Source organism: Kitasatospora sp. NPDC094019 (assembly GCF_044764505.1).
GTDB lineage: Bacteria > Actinomycetota > Actinomycetes > Streptomycetales > Streptomycetaceae > Kitasatospora.
Window position 1 is genome coordinate 1 of record NZ_JBIWIF010000029.1, and the last position, 17,252, is coordinate 17,252.

A 17,252-nucleotide genomic window follows, 5' to 3' on the forward strand; every position below is an offset into this window, starting at 1 on the left:
GGTACTGCAGGGGGGACCCTGTGGGAGAGTAGGACGCCGCCGAACAATCATTGTGAAGAACCCCCGTCGGGAAACCGACGGGGGTTCTTTGCGTTTGTCGGCCTTTCGCCCGCCCGGGGCCAGGGGACCGAGCGGGGTGGACCTAGGACCACCCCCAATTCGGGTGGGACGGCCAGTGCCTGCGGCGGCGGGGCCGGGGACACTGGGTGAGGAGGATCGGGGTCGGTCTGCGGCATCGGCATCAGCAACCAGGAGTGGGCGTGGCAACAGAGAGTCGGATCGGCGGGGGCGGTGCCGTGCGAGCCCGGACCGAGGCCGCGTTCACCGCGGCCGGCCGCGGGCTGGGCCGGTTGTCCGTGCTGGTGCTCGGTGCGGTGCCGATCGTGGTGGTGCCGGTCCTCGGGACCTTCTTCGCCGGTGCGACGGTCGCGTGGCTGCTCGACGGCTACTACCCGGCCGCGTTCGTCGCCCTGATCGCCGCCCTGGTCACGGGCCTGGCACTGGCCGGCCTGTTCGTGCGGCCGGCCGCGCGCCGGACGCGGCGGAAGCTCGACCGCTGGTACGGGATCAGGCTGCCGGCGGAGTACACCCCCAGGCCGCGGCTTGAGGAGGACGCCCGTGGGCACTGGTGGACGGGCTACTCCTACCACCGCTCCCACAATGTCGCCCGGCTCGCGCAGCTGCTGCACTGGGCCGCGAGGGACGCCGTGACCCGGCGCGAGATGCTCTGGCTGGTGCTCGGCCCGTTGCTGGCGATCGTGCTCGGAGCGGTGGTCCTCGCCCTGCTGGGTGGCGGGGCGGCGTCCCTGGTCCTCGCGGTGCGGGGTTACGGGTCGCACGGGTCGAGCTCGACGGGTGCCGTGAACGTCCTGCTGTCGGCGCTGCTCGGTCTCGGACTGGTCGCCCTCGGCACGCTGGTCGCCCCGTACGCGGTGCGCGGCTACGCCGAGTCGGCGCGACGGGTGCTGGACAAGGACGGCCGGGCCTCGCACGCGCAGCTGACCCGACGGGTGGCCGAGCTGACCGAGACCCGGGCCGAGGCGGTCGGCGACCAGGCGGCGGAGCTGCGGCGGATCGAGCGGGACCTGCACGACGGCGCGCAGGCGCGGCTGGTCGCGATCGGGATGACGCTGGGCACGATCGAGCACCTGATGGAGACCGACCCGGCGGCCGCGCGTGAGCTGCTGTCCGAGGCCCGGCAGTCCTCGGCGCGCGCACTCCAGGAGCTGCGCGACCTGGTCCGGGGCATCCACCCGCCGGTGCTGGCGGAGCGGGGGCTGGGGGACGCGGTCCGGGCGCTCGCGCTGGACTGCGCGCTGCCGACCGAGGTGTGCGTGAGCCTGCCGGACCGCCCGGCGGCGCCGGTGGAGGCCACGGCGTACTTCAGCATCTGCGAATTGCTGGCCAACGCGGCCAAGCACTCGGGCGCGGAGCGGGTGTGGGTGGACATTCTGTACCGGGCCGGCCGGCTGCGGGTCACGGTGACGGATGACGGCGTGGGGGTGGCCGATCCCACCAGGGGGACCGGGCTGCGCGGGATCGAGCGGCGATTGGGTACCTTCGACGGTGTCCTCGCCATCGACAGCACGTCGGGCGGTCCGACCACCATCACCCTGGAGTTGCCGTGCGAGTTGTCCTCGCCGAGGACCTCTACCTCCTTCGAGAAGGTCTGATCCGACTGCTGGAGGCGCACGGGTTCACCATCGCCGCCGCGGTCGAGACCGGACCCGAACTGCTGGACGCCCTGCTGACGCACCGTCCGGACGTCGCCGTGGTCGATGTGCGGTTGCCGCCGACGCTGACCGACGAGGGGTTGCAGGCGGCGCTCAAGGCCCGCCGGGAGATTCCGGGTCTGCCGGTGCTGGTGCTGTCGCAGCACGTCCAGCAGTTGTACGCGCGGGAGTTGCTGGCGGACGGTACCGGCGGAATCGGGTACCTGCTGAAGGACCGGGTCTTCAACGCGGACCAGTTCATCGACGCCGTCCGCCGGGTGGCGGACGGCGGTACGGCGATGGACCCGGACGTCATCGCCAAGCTGATGCAGAGCAGCTCGCGCCGCTCCGGTCCGCTGCAGCGGCTGTCGCCGCGCGAGCGGGAGGTGCTGGAGCTGATGGCGGAGGGTTGTTCGAACTCGGCGATCGCCGCCCGGCTGTCGGTGAGCGACGGTGCGGTGGCCAAGCACATCGCCAATATCTTCACCAAGCTCGAACTCGCCCCGGCCGAGGACGCGAACCGCCGGGTGATGGCCGTGCTGGCCTACCTCAACGGTACGGCGGGGCAGCCGTCCTGACCCGGTGCCCGCTCCCCGCTCCCGCCGGGTGGGGAGCACCCGCGCGGGAGTACCCGGACGCGAGCGGCCGGTCGGCGTGACGGTGCGGGCTGCGGGAACGCTGGGACAGGTGTACGAGTAAACTCCGGTGGGCCGAGCCCGGAGGTCGCTCAGCCGTCCGGCGCCCCGACAAGCGGGAACCGGCAGCCGAGGCAGCGTACGGCCGCAGCCGACATCCAGGGGTTGATAGACGTAATGGCACGCCCATCGCTCACCAAGGCCCACCGCAGCCTGCTCGGCCTGGTCGCCGCCGGTGCCTGCATCATCTCCGGAATCGGCTTCGCCGGCTCGTACAACGCGGTCAGGGAGCTGGCCGAGGAGAAGGGCTTCGGCGCCTTCTCCTACGCGTTCCCGATCGGCGTGGACGCGGGCATCGTGGTCCTGCTCTCGCTGGACCTGGTCCTCACCTGGCTGCGGATACCCTTCCCGGCGCTGCGGCAGACCGCCTGGCTGCTGACCGTCGCGACCATCGCCTTCAACGCGGCCGCCTCCTGGGGCGACCCGCTCGGGATGGGCATGCACGCCGTCATCCCGCTGCTGTTCGTCGTCGTGGTCGAAGCCTCCCGGCACGCGGTCGGCCGGATCGCGGCGATCACCGCGGACCGGCACATGGAGTCGGTGCGGATGATGCGCTGGCTGCTCTCACCGGTGCCGACCTTCCGGCTCTGGCGGCGGATGAAGCTCTGGGAGCTGCGCTCCTACGACGAGGTCGTGCGGCTGGAGCAGAACCGGCTGGTGTACCGGGCCCAGCTGCGGTTCCGCTACGGCCGGGGCTGGCGCCGCTCGGCGCCGATCCAGGCGCTGCTGCCGCTCAAGCTGGCCAAGTACGGCGTGCCGCTGGACCCGTCGGTGTTCGACCGGATGGACGAGGACGCCAAGGTGGCCCGGGAGGAGAAGGAGGCCCGCGAGGTCGAGGCGGCGGCCCGGGCCGAGGCGGCCCTCGCCGTGCAGGAGGCCCGCGCGCTCCAGGAGAGCCGGGCGGCGGGCGCCCTGGTGCCGGCCGGGCAGTCCACGCGGGTCGGGAGCGGCGGCGCGGCGGCCCGCGAGCGGGACGGGGTCGAGGCGCAGGTCGCCGCAGGGCAGCAGCCGGTCCGGGTCGACCGTTCCGCCCAGGCCGCTCCGCGGGTTCCGGGACCGGGGCAGAGCCGGCCGCAGCCGCAGCACTCTCAGTCCCAGGGCCAGGGCCAGGGCCGCCCGGAGCCGGAGGCGGAGCCGCAGGGTCAGGCCGAGCCCGCTCCCGCCGACGTGCTCGCCAAGCTCGCCGCCGTGCGGCTGCGTGACGCGCAGGAGCCGGCCGGCGGGGAGCAGCAGTCCCCGGTGCCGCCGGAGGAGGAGCTGAACGTCTGGACCGCGCGCGCCGTGCGGACCACCGGGCACCCCAGCGACGGTGCGCCGGGCGGGCGGGTGCCCGCCCAGGTCTCGCCGTGGTTCAAGCCGCCGCGTCCGACCGACCCCGACCAGTCGGAGGAGGGGGAGGCGCAGGCCGCCGACGTGCACGCGGGGTCCGGGGCCGGGTACGCGGAGCCGCCGTTCGTGGAGGAGCGCTTCGCCGAGCAGGGGCGTGCCGAGCAGGGCTTCACCGAGCGGGCCCACACCGAGCGGGCCCACAGCGAGCAGGGTTACGCGGAGCAGGGCTACGCGGAGGCCGTGGAAGAGGCGCCGGAGTTCGCCGAGCGCCCGGAGCGGGCGTTCGGTCCCGCGCCGCGCCCCGGTTCGCACCGGCTGGACCCGGAGCAGGCGTTCGAGGCGCTGGTGAGCTACATCGACACCTTCGAGCACGAGCCGGACCCGCAGCGGCTGGCCGCCTGGCTGACCAAGAAGTACGGCGTGGCCGGCAACCGTCCCGACGGTTCGGTCCACCCCAAGGACGTCGAGGCGCTCTACCCGGAGCTGCGGGACCGTTACGCGACCTCCGGGCGGGAGTGACCCGGCCCGCGGCCGCACCGTCCGATCCGTCGGTGGGCCATTGACGCCCGTTCCCGGCCCGTCTACCTTCGCATCAACAAACTGTTGAAGCGCTGGCCTGGCACGGGCCCCGCGCGCATGCTCGCGTGAGGAGTGACGGATGTCGCAGGTCGAGATGGGCGTCGGCGGGCCGACGGGCGCGGCGGGATTCTCCGCCGCCGCCCGGTCCGCCGTGGACGCGCTGCTGGCCCCGGTCGATGCCGATCTGGCCCGCCGCTTCCCGGGTGACCCGGGCACCCGCCAGCCGGTCCACACCGTCTACGTGCCGGCCGACACCTTCGCTGCGGACACCGTGCGGACCTGGGGCCGGCAGGCCCTGGAAGCCTTCGACACCCATGCCGGCACCCCCGCCGAGCTCGCCCGCGCGCTCGGTGTGCCGGACGACGGGCTGCTCGCCGAGGTGCACCGCCGGGTCCGGGCCAAGCTGGAGCGCGAGCCGGTCGAGGACCTGCGGGTCGACTTCGAGGACGGCTACGGCCCGCGGCCCGACGCGGAGGAGGACGCTGCGGCGGTCCGGGCCGCCGAGATCCTCGCCGCCGCGGTCGCCGACGGCAGCGCTCCGCCGTACTTCGGCATCCGGACCAAGTGCATGGAGGCCGCCGTCCGGGACCGCGGCATCCGCACCCTGGAGCTGTTCCTCGGCACCCTGCTGGCGCACGGCGGACTGCCCGACGGACTGGTGCTCACCCTGCCCAAGGTGACCTACGCCGAGCAGGTCACCGCACTGGTCCGGCTGCTGGCGGACTTCGAGCGCGGCGCCGGGCTGCCGGCCGGCCGGATCGGCTTCGAGATCCAGATCGAGACCACCCAGGCGATCCTCGGCCCGGACGGGCGGGCCACCGTCGCCCGGATGATCGAGGCGGCCGAGGGGCGGGCCACCGGCCTGCACTACGGCACCTTCGACTACAGCGCCGCCTGCGGGGTCGCCGCCGCCCACCAGAGCATGGACCACCCGGTCGCCGACCACGCCAAGGCGGTGATGCAGGTCGCCGCCGCCGGGACCGGCGTGCGGCTCTCCGACGGTTCCACCAATGTCGTCCCGACCGGTACCACCGCCCAGGTGCACGCCGCGTGGAAGCTCCACCACGATCTGGTCCGCCGCTCGCTCGCCCGCGCCTACTACCAGGGCTGGGACATGCATCCGGCGCACCTGCCGACCCGCTACGTCGCCGTCTACGCCTTCTACCGGGAGGGTCTGGCCGCCGCCGCGGCCCGGCTGGCCGCGTACGTGGCCAAGGCCGGCGGGGACGTCATGGACGAGCCGGCGACCGCCCGGGCGCTCAGCGGGTACCTGTTGCGCGGGCTCGACTGCGGTGCGGTCGACCTCGCCGAGGTGCGGACGGCGACCGGCCTGGACCGGGCCAGGCTGGACGCGCTCGCGGGCCGCGGCTGAGCGGCCCCGACCCGGTGCGGGCCCCGACTCGGCACGGGTGCCGTCGGTACGGGCCCCGGGCGGCGTGGATCCAGGCCCGCCCCGACCTGGTCCGGCCCGCCCCGACGGGCACGCCGTAGGCTGGCGGGGCGGTCCGTGGGCGAGCTGTCGTCCCGCGCGGGCCGCGCCGTCCGTCCCTCGACGCCCTCCGGGAGAACCGCCGCGCCATGCCCGCCACACCGGAGCCGACCCCCAGGCCGTACCTGACCGTCCGGAGCGCGGGCACGCACGAGATCGAGATCAAGAAGTCCCGGTTCATCTGCCACCTCGCCCGGGTCACCGACGAGGAGGAGGCCCAGGCGTTCATCGCGGGCATCCGCAAGCGGTACTGGGACGCCCGGCACAACTGCACCGCCTTCGTGGTCGGCGACGAGCAGCGCCGCGAGCGCTCCAGCGACGACGGCGAGCCCGGCGGGACGGCCGGCGTGCCGATGCTGGAGGTGCTGCGCCGACGCGGGGTGACCGACACGGTGGCGGTGGTGACCCGCTACTTCGGCGGCATCAAGCTCGGCGCCGGCGGCCTGGTGCGCGCCTACGGGAGCGCGGTGTCGGAGACCCTGGACGAGCTCGGGCTGCTGGAGCGGCGGCCGGTCGCGCTGCTCGCGGTGACGGTCGACCACGCCCGGGCCGGGCGGGTCGAGAACGACCTGCGGGCGGCCGGATTCGCGGTCAGCGACCTGGCGTACGAGGCGTCGGGGGTGCGGATCGAGGTGGGGGTGCCGGAGCCGGAGGTCCCGGCGTTCCACACCTGGCTGGCCGAGGCGACCGGTGGCACGGCGACCGGGGTGGCGGCGGGCCGGACCTATGTCGAGGTACCGGTCTGAGCGGAGCGGCCGGTCCGGGCGGCCCGTACCCGGCGTCCGCGGGGCCGGTACCCGGGCGGGGCCGGAGCCCATGCAGATTCTCCTCCCGCGCGAAAGCGGGCTTGAGCAGATTCACCCGAATGTAGTGACGTGGCCCGGAGTTGGAACTTCCGCTCCGGGCCATGGCGTTTCCTGTGCACAGGTCCGGCGAACCGGACCAAAGACCCATCGATGGAGGACACGGGACCCCACCACCGCCCCACGGAGGTATGCGCATGACCTCGGAACGTTCCTCGTCGTCGCCCGCCCGCGCCGGAATCCCCGGCGCCGGAGGCCCTGCGACGCCCTATCGGATGACCGTCACCACCACCCTCCCGTACGCCGACGCCCTCGCCCTGGCCGACCAGCACCTCGCCGCCTGGCTGAAACAGGAGGGGTGCGAGGAGCCCCCGCCCGCGTTGTCCACCCCGTCGACCTGGTCCGCCCACCCCCGGGCCGGAGCCGTCCACCCCTACGCCGAACGCTTCCGGCTCGGTGACCGCGTCCTGCTGGACCGGGACGGCGGCGGGTTCCCGGACCGTGCCGGAGGCCCGGCCGCCGCGGACGATCCGGCCGACCCGGGCGGTCGACGCGGCCGCTACGACCGCCGCCGGGTCCGTACCCCCGCCCCGCACGGCACCGATCACCTCACCCTCACCCTGGCGGCCGGACCCACCGGCCCGACCTGGCTCCGGCTGGAGGCCGCCACCCGCACCACCGACAGCGCCGTCCGGACGCCCGGCCGGGTACCGGTGCCGGACCTGGCCCGCACCCTGCTGCCGCTTCTCGACGCCGCCGACGGCCCGGCCGCCGTCCTGGCCGCACCCCGGCTGCTCACCGCGGCCGAGGTCGACGGCCTGGTCGACGAACTCTGCGACCCGGAGCGCCGGATGCCCGCCGTGGTGGCCAGCGTCCCGGCCGCCCTCGATCCCGGCGCGTGGCTCGCCGAGGTGGTCGCCCCGCTCTGCGAGCACCTGCCGGGGCTCGCCACGCTCTACGTCCTGGACGCCGAGGCGCGTACCAGGTTCAACGTCGCCCTGGAGTTCCACGCCGTCTACGGCGGGGCGCTCCGGACCTATCTGCCCGAGGTCGACCCGGCCTCGCGGCGGGACGGCCGGCGGCACCTGGTGCTGGCCCGTCACCGGATCGAGGAGGATCCGCGGCGCGCGGCCGTCCTGCTGTCCCGCGAACCGCGCCGGCTCGCCGCCGAACGGACGCCGCCGGAGGTCCTGGCGGCGGTTCCCCCGCTACGGTTCCCGGCCTCGGTGCCCGTGCTCGCGGCCCCGGTGGCCGTCCCCGCCGGTGTCCACGAGAGCGGCATCCATGAGAGCGGAGTCCGGTCCGTCCGGCCGGACCGGACGCAGGAGCACGGGCGGAGCGCCCACCCCCCGCACCCCGCGCGCCACGACGGCCGTCGGGAGCACCGTCGCGAGCGGGCCAAGCCGACGGCCCTCACGGCGGGCGGCCCGCTCCCCGGTCGGACGGCCGGCCCCGGGGCGGGGCGCGGATCCACCGGTCGGCTCTGCACCGGGCCGGGCGGCGGACCGGTACCGGCCCCGCCGGGGCTGTTCCTCCCCGCCCCGTCGGCCCCGGTCCGGCCGGTTCCGTCCGCTCCCGCCCGTCGGACCGGGCGGCGGCGCACCGGACCGGCCGGCGGCCACGGCGGGATCCCGCTCTCCTTCACCGAGCTGATGGACCGGCTCGGCGAGTTCCCGCTGCTGACCTTCACCGGCGACCAGAAGGCCGCGCTCGCCCTCGACGAGCTGCGCTGCGCCGGGGGCGGCTGGGCCCGTCTCACCTGGGACGGCCTGACCGCGCTCCAGGAGTACGCCGAGGCGGCGGTCCGCGGCCGGGCGGGCGGCGACTTCAAGCAGTGGTGCGAACGGACCCCGGCCGGCTGCCACCGCTTCCCGCCCCGCAAGGCGGTGCGCGGTGAGTCGCGGACGGTGTACAGCCACGCCAAGTGGAAGCGCGAGCGGATGCTCCCGGTGCCGGAGTGCGTGGACGCGTCCAGACGCGCGTTCATGGGCGCGCACCTGCGGATCGGCGGCGGCCGTACCGCGCCCCGGCTGCACTACCTGGACGACTGTTCGGGCAGTGGCCGGATCTATGTCGGCTACATCGGACTGCACCTGACCAACACCCGGACCAACTGAGAGGCTTGGCTGACCGGTGCGCCCGTTCGGTGGACAATGTCCGGAAGCGGGGCGGACCCCCGGTTCGCCGCCGAGGGGCTGCCGACCGCCCCGGGCAGGCGCCGGACGAGCAGGGGGAACGACCACCGATGCAGTACTCAGCAGACGGCCAGTCCGACGGTGCTGTCACGGCCCCCCAACCGGGCTTCCTCGCCTCGGTGTTCCGCGACCTCGGAGTGGAGGAGCCGACGGCCGACGATCCGTCCGGCCGCCCCCCGGGCGCCCCGGACGGACCGTCGGACACCGCCCGCCCGGCCCCCGGTCCGCTCGGCGTGGGCGGCGACGAGGAGGTCGCCGCCCACGCCCGGGCCGCCGCGCTCACCCACCACCGCACGCTCACCGTCCAGGCCGAGCACGAGCGGCTGGCCGACCTGCTCCGCCGCTCCGCCCTACCGGTCTCGGCCATGGACTTCGAGAGCCAGCTGCGCCGCTACGAGCCGCGCCCCTACCCGGACGGAGCGCCGTCCGCGGCGGAGGCCGGTCCGGACCCGGAGCCGCGGTGGGAGGACTACGCGCCCGCCGAACCGTCGGCCGCCGACCCCGACGGGCCCCCGGTCCGCCGACTGCTCGACTCCGGCTACCAGCGCGGACTGGCCCAGGCCCGGCTGACCCACCAGCGGGCCCTGCGGGAGTGGCGAACCCGGCAGGCCGAGGCCGGAAGCCCCGCCGTCGACGAGTCCCGGCGCGTCCACGACGAGGCCGAGCAGGCCCGGGCGCGGGCGGTGCGCGAGTACAACGACTCCCTGGAGGAGTGCCGCCGGGCCTACCGGCAGGCCGAGCCGGCCGCCGTGGAGTCCCTGCTGGAGCGGGCCCTCGCCGCCGCCGAGACCAACACCCGGGACCTGCCGGCGCCCTGCCGCGCCGTCTACCGGCCGCTGACCCGCACCGCCGTGCTCGACCTCGACCTGCCACCGCTGGACGTCGTGCCCTCGCTGACCGGCTACCGGCTCGCCCCGGACGGCGAGGTCCTCCCGGTGCCGCGCCCGCCGACCCATCGGGCCTCCGACTACCTGCGGCTGGTCGCCCGGCTGGCCCTGCGCGCGCTGCAGGCCGCCGACGCCGTCGACACCGACGAGATCCTGGCCGGCGTCGTGCTCAACGGCTGGCTGCGCGAGCCCGGCGGCGCCGGTCCGCTCTGCCTGGTGAGCGTGGACGCGGACCGCGACGCCCTGGCCCGTACCAGGCTGTTGCCGCCCACCGACCCCGACGAGCAGCCCGACGGCGAGGGCGTCTACGCGGACGCCGAGCAGGACGAGGCACTGGTCCGGCTGCGCCAGCTCGACGCCGCCGTCAGCCCGGACCCGTACGGCCGGGCGGGCGTCGAACCGGCCGCGCGGGCGGCCGCCACGGTCCCGGCGGCGCCGGACCTCTCGGCGAACGAGTTCGCCCAGCTGGTCCGGGAGCTGCTCACCCGCGGCGGGCTCGGGCAGTGGAGCGTACGGCTGCGCGGCCCGGTCGGGCTGGTGGCCACCGGTGAGGGGCCCGCGGGCAGCGCGCTGCCCGGCCGCTGGGTGGTGTGGGCCTCCCGGGGCGAGGGGGCGGTGGGCGAGGAGGAGATCCGGACCCTGGCGGAGGCGGTCCGCGAGGAATCGGCCGAACGCGGCCTGCGGCTGACCACCGGCCGCTTCACCGACGGGGCGCTCGACCTCACCGGCGAGGACGGGCACCGGCACATCCACCTGGTGGACGGCGACGGCGTCCGCGAGCTGACGCACACCCACCTCGGACTGCCGCTCGCCGCCGGGCACTGAGGCGGGCGGGCCCGAGCCGTGTCGGCGCCGGGCCGCGTGGGACCGGCCGGTGCGGCCGCGCGTCCCGACGGGGTCCGCGCGGCCCGGGATCCACTACGGTGTCGGCCCGGAGCGGTCGCCGTCGGCCGGCTCCGACGGTTCGTCCCGCCGTCCCGTGCCGCCGCCTCACCCCGACGGCCGGTCCGGCGGGCGACGGCGGGCGGGGTGTCCGACGCTGGGGGACACGGCCGGCAGGTACCGGCCGACGGTCGGCCCGGGGACGGGCGGGACACGGGGGAGACGAGTGAACGGACGGACCGTCACGGTGGAGCGGCGATGACCGCGGTCCTGGTGGCCGCGGGGGCGTTCCTGATGACGCTGATCGGTGGCTGGGTCGCGCAGCGCACCGGCGACCGCCGGCACCTGGTGCTCGGCTTCGCCGCCGGGCTGATGCTCGGGGTGGTCGCCTTCGACCTCCTCCCGGAGGCACTGAACCAGGCGCCCGAGGAGGTCCACGGGGTGCCGCAGGCGCTGCTGATGTTCGCGGCCGGCTTCCTGACCATCCACATCGTCGAGCGGGCGGTCGCGATCCACCGCGGCCACGAGGAGGAGTACGCCGAGCACAGCCACAGCCACAGCCACAGCCACGGCCGGAGCGGGAGTGGCGGTCACGACCACAGTCACCACGGCCACGCCCACGGTCGCCCCGGGAACGGCGGCGAGCGGCACCAGGGGGTGGGTCTGACGGCCGCGCTGGCCCTGGTCGGCCACAGCGTCATGGACGGCTTCGCGATCGGCGCGGCCTTCCAGGCCGGTACGACGGTCGGCACGGTGGTGGCGATCGCGGTGGTCGCGCACGACTTCGCGGACGGCTTCAACACGTACACGATCACCCGGCTCTACGGGAACAACAGACGGCGGGCGCTGGCCCTGCTGGCGGCCGACGCGCTCGCGCCGGTCACCGGTGCCGCGATCACCCTGCTGTTCACCATCTCCGAGCACCTGCTCGGGCTGTACCTCGGGTTCTTCGCCGGATTCCTGCTCTATCTGGCGACCTCCGACATCCTCCCCGAGGCGCACAGCCCGCACCCCTCGCGCACCACCCTGCTCTGCACGCTCGGCGGGGTCGGCTTCATGTGGCTGGTGATCGGGCTCGCGGCCTGACGGGAGGCCGCGACGGGGGCGCCCGCCGGTCAGCGGGCCCGGGCGTCCCAACGGGCCCGCATCGCCTCCAGCGCCTCGGTGACCGCCGGCCGGCGCGAGGTCTGGGAGCGCCACAGCGCGAACACCCGCCGGGCCGGCTCCGGTGCCACCGTCCGGGCGACCACCCCGGGCGGCAGCGCGCCCCGGCCCAGCCGGGGCACCAACCCGATGCCGAGACCGGCCCCGATCAGGGCGATCTGGGTCTCGAACTCGCCGACCCGGTAGTGCACGTCCGGCTCCTCACCGGCCTCGCGCAGAGTGCGGACCAGCCAGTCGTGGCAGATGTTGCCCGGCGGCACGCTCGTCCAGCGCTGCCCGCGCAGCCGGCCCACGGGCACCACCGGGAGCTCCGCCAGCGGATGACCGACCGGCAGCAGCAGGTCCACCGGGTCCGGCCCGAGGTCCATCCGGTCGAGCCCCTCCTGCACCGGCAGCGGTACCGTCGGCCAGTCCTGGACCAGCGCCAGGTCGACCTCACCGCGCGCCACCAGCTCGGCCGCCGGGTACGGGTCGCTCTCCAGCAGCCGCACGTCCAGCTCCGGGCAACGCTCGCGCAGATCGGCCAGCACCCCCGGCATCAGGCCCCGCGCGCCGGTCGCGAAGGCGGCCACCAGCAGCCGCCCGACCGCCCGGCCGCGCTGCTCCTCCAGCCGTACCTCGGCGCGTTCCACCAGCCCCAGCACCGCCCGCGCCGTTCCGGCCAGCTCACGCGCCGCGTCCGTCAGCACCACGCCCCGGCCCTGGCGCTCCAGCAGCACCGTCCGGGTCTCCCGCTCCAGCTTGGCGATCTGCTGGGACACGGCGGACGGGGTGAAACCGAGGGCCGCGGCCGCCCCGCCGACCGAGCCGTGGACGGCCACCGCGTGCAGCGCCCGCAGGCGCCCCAGATCCATCATGCAGCAATGCTAAAGCGTGGCCTTCAGAAATCATCGCTGGTGCTGCACGGTTCCCGACGGCCATCCTCGTGCCATGAGCGCATCCCCGCAGGCCGCCCCGGGCGGCGGCAGCATGAGTCCGCGTCACATCGGCCTGGCCGTCCTGGTGGCCGCCGTCTGGGGCCTGAACTTCGTCCTCATCCACATCGGGCTCCAGAACTTCCCTCCGCTGCTGTTCTGCGCCCTGCGGTTCGCGGTGGTCGCCGTCCCGGCGGTCTTCTTCGTGGGACCGCCGAAGGTCGCCCTGCGCTGGGTGCTCGCCGTCGGGGTGGTGCTCGGCGTGGTCAAGTTCGGCCTGCTCTTCCTCGGTATGCACGCCGGGATGCCGGCCGGCCTCTCCTCGCTGGTGCTCCAGGGGCAGGCGGGCTTCACCGCGCTGTTCGCCGGCGCGCTGCTGGGCGAGCGCCCCGGTGCCCGGCGGCTGACCGGCCTCGGCATCGCCTTCGCCGGCATCGGACTGAGCGCCGTCGACCACGGCCTCGGCGGGCCGTTGGGCGCGTTCGTCCTGGTCGTCCTGGCCGCGGCCGCCTGGGGGCTCTCCAACGTGCTGACCCGCAGGGCCTCCCCGCCGGACGCGCTGCGCTGGATGGTCTGGGTCAGCGCGGTGCCGCCGCTGCCGCTGCTCGCCCTCTCGCTGCTGGTCGAGGGCCCGGCGGCCGACCTGCGCGCGCTGCGCGGCATCGACCTCGCCGGGCTCGGCGCGATCGGTTACGTCGGACTGGTCTCCACCCTGTTCGGCTTCGTCGCCTGGAGCTACCTGCTGCGCCGCTACGACGCCACCGCCGTGGCGCCCTACTCGCTGCTGGTCCCGGTGTTCGGCATGTCCTCGGCCTGGCTGCTGCTCGGCGAGCCGGTCGGCCCGCTGGGCGCCGCCGCCGCGCTGCTGGTGATCGCCGGGATCGGGATCACCGCGCTGCGCCCGGGTGCGCTGCCCGGCGCGGTGCGACGGTGGGCGCGACGGTCGCCGCGTAGGCGGCCTCGGCGCTCCGCAGCGCTCGCAGCAGCGCGTCCTGGTCGGCGGGGCTGACCGCGCCGAAGTACTCCTGGGAGACCTCGTAGCGGACCTGGCCGATCCGCTCCACCGCCGACCGGCCGGCCTCGGTCAGCAGGATCCGCACGGCCCGGCGGTCGGCCGGGTCCGGGGTCCGTTCCACCAGGCCGGCCTCCTCCAGCGCGTCGACCACCGTGGTGGCCGAACGGGGGGCGATGTGCAGCCGGTCGGCCAGGTCGCTCAGTCGCATCGCCCGGTCGGGGAGTTCGCAGCCGGGGGCGTGCGCGAGGGTGCGCAGGGCCCGGCCCTGGCCGGGGGTGATGCCGTAGGGCTCCAGCCGCTCGCTGGTGAGGCGGCGGATCCGCTTGATCGCCCGGGTCATCGCATCGGCCAGCTCGGCGGCGGTGTCCTGTTCGGTGACGTCCGGAGCGCTGCCGTCCCCGCGGGCGGTGTCCTGGCCTGTGGTGCTCCGGCCTGTGGTGTCCTGGCCTGCGGTGTCCTGGCCTGCGGTGTTCGGCTCGGCGGGGCCTTCCTCGACGCTGCCGGGGGCGTTGCTGCCGGGGGAGGAGCTCGCCGCGTCGTCGGTCGGCGTGGTGGTCATGGGCGGCTCTCCTCGGCAGGTGTTCGACCAAGGGTATCGGCCGGTTCCGGGGGTGCCCGGAAAAATGTTGAGCAAGACTCACTATCTGGGTTAGCGTAGGCGATGAGTGAGGGCACCCTAAGTTCCCTCCCCGATCCTGGAGGGCCCGTGCCCCGCTCCGAAGCCCGCGTCGCCACCGACCGTTCCGCCCGCTACGCCAAGCAGCTCGCCGCCCACATGGGCCGCAAGATCAAGGCCGACTGGTCCGAGGAGACCGGTCACGGCACCCTCGTCTTCGGTGCCGGCACCGCCACCCTGGACGCCACCCCCGACGCGCTGCTGCTCGCCGTCGAGGGCGAGACCGAGAACCTGCCCGGGCTGGAGGACGTCGTCGGCCGCCACCTGGTCCGCTTCGGCGCCCGCGACGAACTGGTCGTCGAGTGGCGCCGCGACAACGGCGAGGCCGGTCACGTCCACCGCAACGAGGAGGAGCCGGCCGAGGGCTGAGCCTGCGGCGACGCGGCCCGGTGCCCGGGGGGGCAGCGGCTCCGCGTTCAGGGCCCGGGGCGCCGTCGGCGCTCGGACGGGCGGCCTGTGAGCGGCCACCGGGCCAGCGTCCACAGGACCAGGCCGCCCAGGCACCAGCTGGCCACCACGTCCAGCAGCCAGTGGTAGTCGCTCCACACCAGACCCAGCCCGACGCCCGCGGACAGCAGCGCCGCCGCGGTGGCGAGCATCCGCCGCCCGCGCGGCGCGGCCGCCCGCGCCAGCAGCAGCGCCGCCACCCCGTACCCGAGCGTCGCGGTCGCGGTGTGCCCGGACGGGTACCAGCCCCACTGGTCCGCCGCCAGCGGCAGCCCGAACGGGCCCGGCCGGGCGAACCACGCCTTCGCCGGCACCACCAGCAGCGGGATCAGTCCGGCGGTCAGTACCGCGACCGGCACCGGCAGCCACCACCGGGCGAAACCCGCCCGGAACTCCCGTCGGGCGGCGACCGCGCCGCCCAGCAGCAGCACCGGTACCGCCACCGAGCCCCCGCCCAGGTCCGAGAACGCCTTGCCGAGGTGGTTGAGCAGAGTGCTGTGCAGGGCGTGCCGGATCTCCCGGACGGCGTGCCGGACCCATTCGTCCAGCTCCAGCAGCGGCCCGTCGACGGCGACCTGCCAGGACACCAGCAGGAGCACCAGGCCCAGGACCGCCGGCACCACCGGACGGGCGAGGACGCGAGGCAGCCGCCCCGGAGCAGGGGGGAGAGCTCCGGGGCGGCCTTGATGATCGCCGCTCCGCGCGTCCCGGGGGGTGTGGGTCGGACGGTCGGTCGATCGGCTCTCGGTGTGCACCGCCCCGTACGGGACGGCCTGGTTGTCCTCGCGGCCCTCGCGCGGAGCCGCCCCCTGGGGCGACGCCGCGGACGGATCCGCCCATGGCTGGGGCTCGCTGTCCATCTGTGATGACACTACGTCAAGGTCCTTGCGCGACCGGGGAGCTTCAGCGATTCCGCACACCATCTTCACCGTCCGCGCCGGTGGCGTCACGCCGGGTTCGAACCCAACGGCCCGTGGGGACTGAGGTCCCCACGGGCCGTTCGGCGCTGTCCGGACATCCCTCCGGCGGGTCTTCGGGCGCGGCCCCGGGGCCGCGGGCCGGATCAGACGGTGGCGAAGGCGCCCTCGATGATGTCCAGGCCCTCGTTCAGCAGGTGCTCCGGCATGACCAGCGGCGGCAGGAAGCGCAGCACGTTGCCGTAGGTGCCGGCGGTCAGCACGACCAGGCCCTCGGCGTGGCACGCCTTGGCGATGGCCGCGGTGGCCTCCGGGTTCGGCTCCTTGCCGCCCGGCTTCACCAGCTCGACGGCGATCATCGCGCCGCGGCCGCGGACCTCGCCGACGCGGACCCGGTCGGAGTCGGCGTACTTCTCCTGGATCGCCCGCAGACGGCCCAGCATGACCTCGCCGATCCGCTGCGCCTTGCCGTTGAGGTCCAGCTCCTTCATGGTCTCGATGGAACCCAGCGCGGCCGCGCAGGCCACCGGGTTGCCACCGTAGGTGCCGCCCAGGCCGCCGGCGTGCGCGGCGTCCATGATCTCGGCGCGACCGGTCACCGCGGCCAGCGGCAGACCGCCGGCGATGCCCTTGGCGGTGGTGATGAGGTCCGGGACGATGCCCTCGTCGTCACAGGCGAACCACTGGCCGGTGCGGCAGAAGCCGGTCTGGATCTCGTCCGCGACGAAGACGATGCCGTTGGCCTTCGCGTACTCGACGATGGCCGGCAGGAAGCCCTTGGCCGGCTCGATGAAGCCGCCCTCGCCCTGGATCGGCTCGATGATGATCGCGGCGACGTTCTCGGCGCCGATCTGCTTGTTGATGATGTCGATCGCCTGCGCGGCGGCCTCGGCGGCGCAGTTCTCGGCACCGGTCAGCCAGCGGTAGGGGTAGGCCACCGGTACCCGGTGGACCTCCGGGGCGAACGGACCGAAGCCCTGCTTGTACGGCATGTTCTTCGCCGTCATGCCCATGGTGAGGTTGGTGCGGCCGTGGTAGCCGTGGTCGAACACCACGACGGCGGTGCGCTTGGTGTACGCGCGGGCGATCTTCACCGCGTTCTCGACCGCCTCGGCGCCCGAGTTGAACAGCGCGGTGCGCTTGTCGTGGTCGCCCGGGGTCAGCTCGTTGAGCTGCTCGGCGACGGCGACGTAGCCCTCGTACGGGGTCACCATGAAACAGGTGTGCGTGAAGGCGGCGAGCTGCTCGGCGGCCTTGGCCACCACGGCCTCGGCGCTGTTGCCGACGTTGGTCACGGCGATGCCGGAGCCGAAGTCGATCAGCGAGTTGCCGTCCACGTCCTCCAGCACGCCGCCGTTGGCGCGGGACACGTACACCGGCAGGGTGGTGCCGACGCCGGCCGCCACCGCACCCAGCTTGCGGGCCTGCAGCTCCTGCGACTTCGGACCGGGGATCGCGGTGACCAGGCGGCGCTCCTGCGGGAGCGGCGTTGCGGCGCTCATGGGTTTCTCCAGACTTCTCGGCTCGGTAGTTCGCAGGCTACGGGGG

General features: G+C 74.9%; 13 protein-coding genes and 1 pseudogene. 10 read left to right on the forward strand and 4 right to left on the reverse strand.

The annotated features are described in order from the left end of the window. Positions 1-260: 260 nt before the first annotated feature. The 8 genes from ACIQ9P_RS36850 (at position 261) to ACIQ9P_RS36885 (ending at position 11,657) form a co-directional block, all read left to right on the forward strand. Positions 261-1,673 carry a histidine kinase gene (locus ACIQ9P_RS36850; RefSeq protein WP_402366124.1) on the forward strand — a complete coding sequence of 471 codons (1,413 nt, stop codon included), beginning with the start codon at positions 261-263 and terminating at the stop codon, positions 1,671-1,673. After that, positions 1,625-2,290: a LuxR C-terminal-related transcriptional regulator gene (locus ACIQ9P_RS36855; RefSeq protein ID WP_402366126.1), complete on the forward strand. Its 666-nt coding sequence runs from the start codon at positions 1,625-1,627 to the stop codon at positions 2,288-2,290. Before ACIQ9P_RS36850 ends, ACIQ9P_RS36855 begins: the two co-directional genes overlap by 49 nt. A 234-nt stretch (positions 2,291-2,524) precedes the next feature. Next, positions 2,525-4,255 carry a DUF2637 domain-containing protein gene (locus ACIQ9P_RS36860; RefSeq protein ID WP_402366128.1) on the forward strand — a complete coding sequence of 577 codons (1,731 nt, stop codon included), beginning with the start codon at positions 2,525-2,527 and terminating at the stop codon, positions 4,253-4,255. A 139-nt stretch (positions 4,256-4,394) separates the two neighbouring features. After that, positions 4,395-5,687 (forward strand): DUF6986 family protein, encoded by a 1,293-nt coding sequence (locus ACIQ9P_RS36865; protein WP_402366130.1) that lies wholly within the window; start codon positions 4,395-4,397, stop codon positions 5,685-5,687. 206 nt (positions 5,688-5,893) lie between these two features. After that, positions 5,894-6,550 (forward strand): YigZ family protein, encoded by a 657-nt coding sequence (locus ACIQ9P_RS36870; protein ID WP_402366132.1) that lies wholly within the window; start codon positions 5,894-5,896, stop codon positions 6,548-6,550. Between the two features lie 332 nt (positions 6,551-6,882). After that, positions 6,883-8,724, forward strand: a complete 1,842-nt coding sequence (locus ACIQ9P_RS36875; protein WP_402366134.1) for a hypothetical protein — start codon at positions 6,883-6,885, stop codon at positions 8,722-8,724. Positions 8,725-8,852: 128 nt separating this feature from the next. Next, positions 8,853-10,514: a restriction endonuclease gene (locus ACIQ9P_RS36880; protein WP_402366136.1), complete on the forward strand. Its 1,662-nt coding sequence runs from the start codon at positions 8,853-8,855 to the stop codon at positions 10,512-10,514. Between the two features lie 315 nt (positions 10,515-10,829). Continuing rightward, positions 10,830-11,657 carry a ZIP family metal transporter gene (locus ACIQ9P_RS36885; RefSeq protein ID WP_402366138.1) on the forward strand — a complete coding sequence of 276 codons (828 nt, stop codon included), beginning with the start codon at positions 10,830-10,832 and terminating at the stop codon, positions 11,655-11,657. 29 nt (positions 11,658-11,686) lie between these two features. Here ACIQ9P_RS36885 and ACIQ9P_RS36890 read toward each other — a convergent pair whose 3' ends face one another. Beyond that, positions 11,687-12,592 carry a LysR family transcriptional regulator gene (locus ACIQ9P_RS36890; protein WP_402366140.1) on the reverse strand — a complete coding sequence of 302 codons (906 nt, stop codon included), beginning with the start codon at positions 12,590-12,592 and terminating at the stop codon, positions 11,687-11,689. A 112-nt stretch (positions 12,593-12,704) separates the two neighbouring features. Here ACIQ9P_RS36890 and ACIQ9P_RS36895 point away from each other — a divergent pair, with 112 nt between their 5' ends. Beyond that, on the forward strand, positions 12,705-13,658 hold the full coding sequence (locus ACIQ9P_RS36895) for an EamA family transporter (protein ID WP_402366228.1): 954 nt from the start codon (positions 12,705-12,707) through the stop codon (positions 13,656-13,658). 124 nt (positions 13,659-13,782) lie between these two features. Here the strand turns inward: ACIQ9P_RS36895 and ACIQ9P_RS36900 are convergent. Further along, positions 13,783-14,223, reverse strand: a pseudogene (locus ACIQ9P_RS36900) (MarR family winged helix-turn-helix transcriptional regulator); the annotation flags it as partial. Between the two features lie 147 nt (positions 14,224-14,370). Here ACIQ9P_RS36900 and ACIQ9P_RS36905 point away from each other — a divergent pair. After that, positions 14,371-14,709, forward strand: coding sequence for a DUF2218 domain-containing protein (locus ACIQ9P_RS36905; RefSeq protein ID WP_402366142.1), 339 nt, complete (start codon positions 14,371-14,373; stop codon positions 14,707-14,709). A 47-nt stretch (positions 14,710-14,756) separates the two neighbouring features. On the opposite strand, the gene ACIQ9P_RS36910 is transcribed toward ACIQ9P_RS36905, so the two are convergent. Beyond that, entirely contained in the window at positions 14,757-15,647 is an 891-nt protein-coding gene (locus ACIQ9P_RS36910) for a phosphatase PAP2 family protein (RefSeq protein ID WP_402366144.1), read from the reverse strand. A 203-nt stretch (positions 15,648-15,850) separates the two neighbouring features. Then, on the reverse strand, positions 15,851-17,206 hold the full coding sequence (gene gabT, locus ACIQ9P_RS36915; protein WP_402366146.1) for a 4-aminobutyrate--2-oxoglutarate transaminase: 1,356 nt from the start codon (positions 17,204-17,206) through the stop codon (positions 15,851-15,853). Positions 17,207-17,252: the final 46 nt, after the last annotated feature.

Bases quoted from the DNA above. Each gene is read 5' to 3' on its own strand.
- ACIQ9P_RS36860 (WP_402366128.1), top strand. From the start codon at position 2,525: ATGGCACGCCCATCGCTCACCAAGGCCCACCGCAGCCTGCTCGGCCTG.
- ACIQ9P_RS36865 (WP_402366130.1), top strand. From the start codon at position 4,395: ATGTCGCAGGTCGAGATGGGCGTCGGCGGGCCGACGGGCGCGGCGGGA.
- ACIQ9P_RS36870 (WP_402366132.1), top strand. From the start codon at position 5,894: ATGCCCGCCACACCGGAGCCGACCCCCAGGCCGTACCTGACCGTCCGG.
- ACIQ9P_RS36875 (WP_402366134.1), top strand. From the start codon at position 6,883: ATGACCGTCACCACCACCCTCCCGTACGCCGACGCCCTCGCCCTGGCC.
- ACIQ9P_RS36880 (WP_402366136.1), top strand. From the start codon at position 8,853: ATGCAGTACTCAGCAGACGGCCAGTCCGACGGTGCTGTCACGGCCCCC.
- ACIQ9P_RS36885 (WP_402366138.1), top strand. From the start codon at position 10,830: ATGACCGCGGTCCTGGTGGCCGCGGGGGCGTTCCTGATGACGCTGATC.
- ACIQ9P_RS36890 (WP_402366140.1), bottom strand. From the start codon at position 12,592: ATGATGGATCTGGGGCGCCTGCGGGCGCTGCACGCGGTGGCCGTCCAC.
- ACIQ9P_RS36895 (WP_402366228.1), top strand. From the start codon at position 12,705: ATGAGTCCGCGTCACATCGGCCTGGCCGTCCTGGTGGCCGCCGTCTGG.
- ACIQ9P_RS36910 (WP_402366144.1), bottom strand. From the start codon at position 15,647: ATGGACAGCGAGCCCCAGCCATGGGCGGATCCGTCCGCGGCGTCGCCC.
- gabT (WP_402366146.1), bottom strand. From the start codon at position 17,206: ATGAGCGCCGCAACGCCGCTCCCGCAGGAGCGCCGCCTGGTCACCGCG.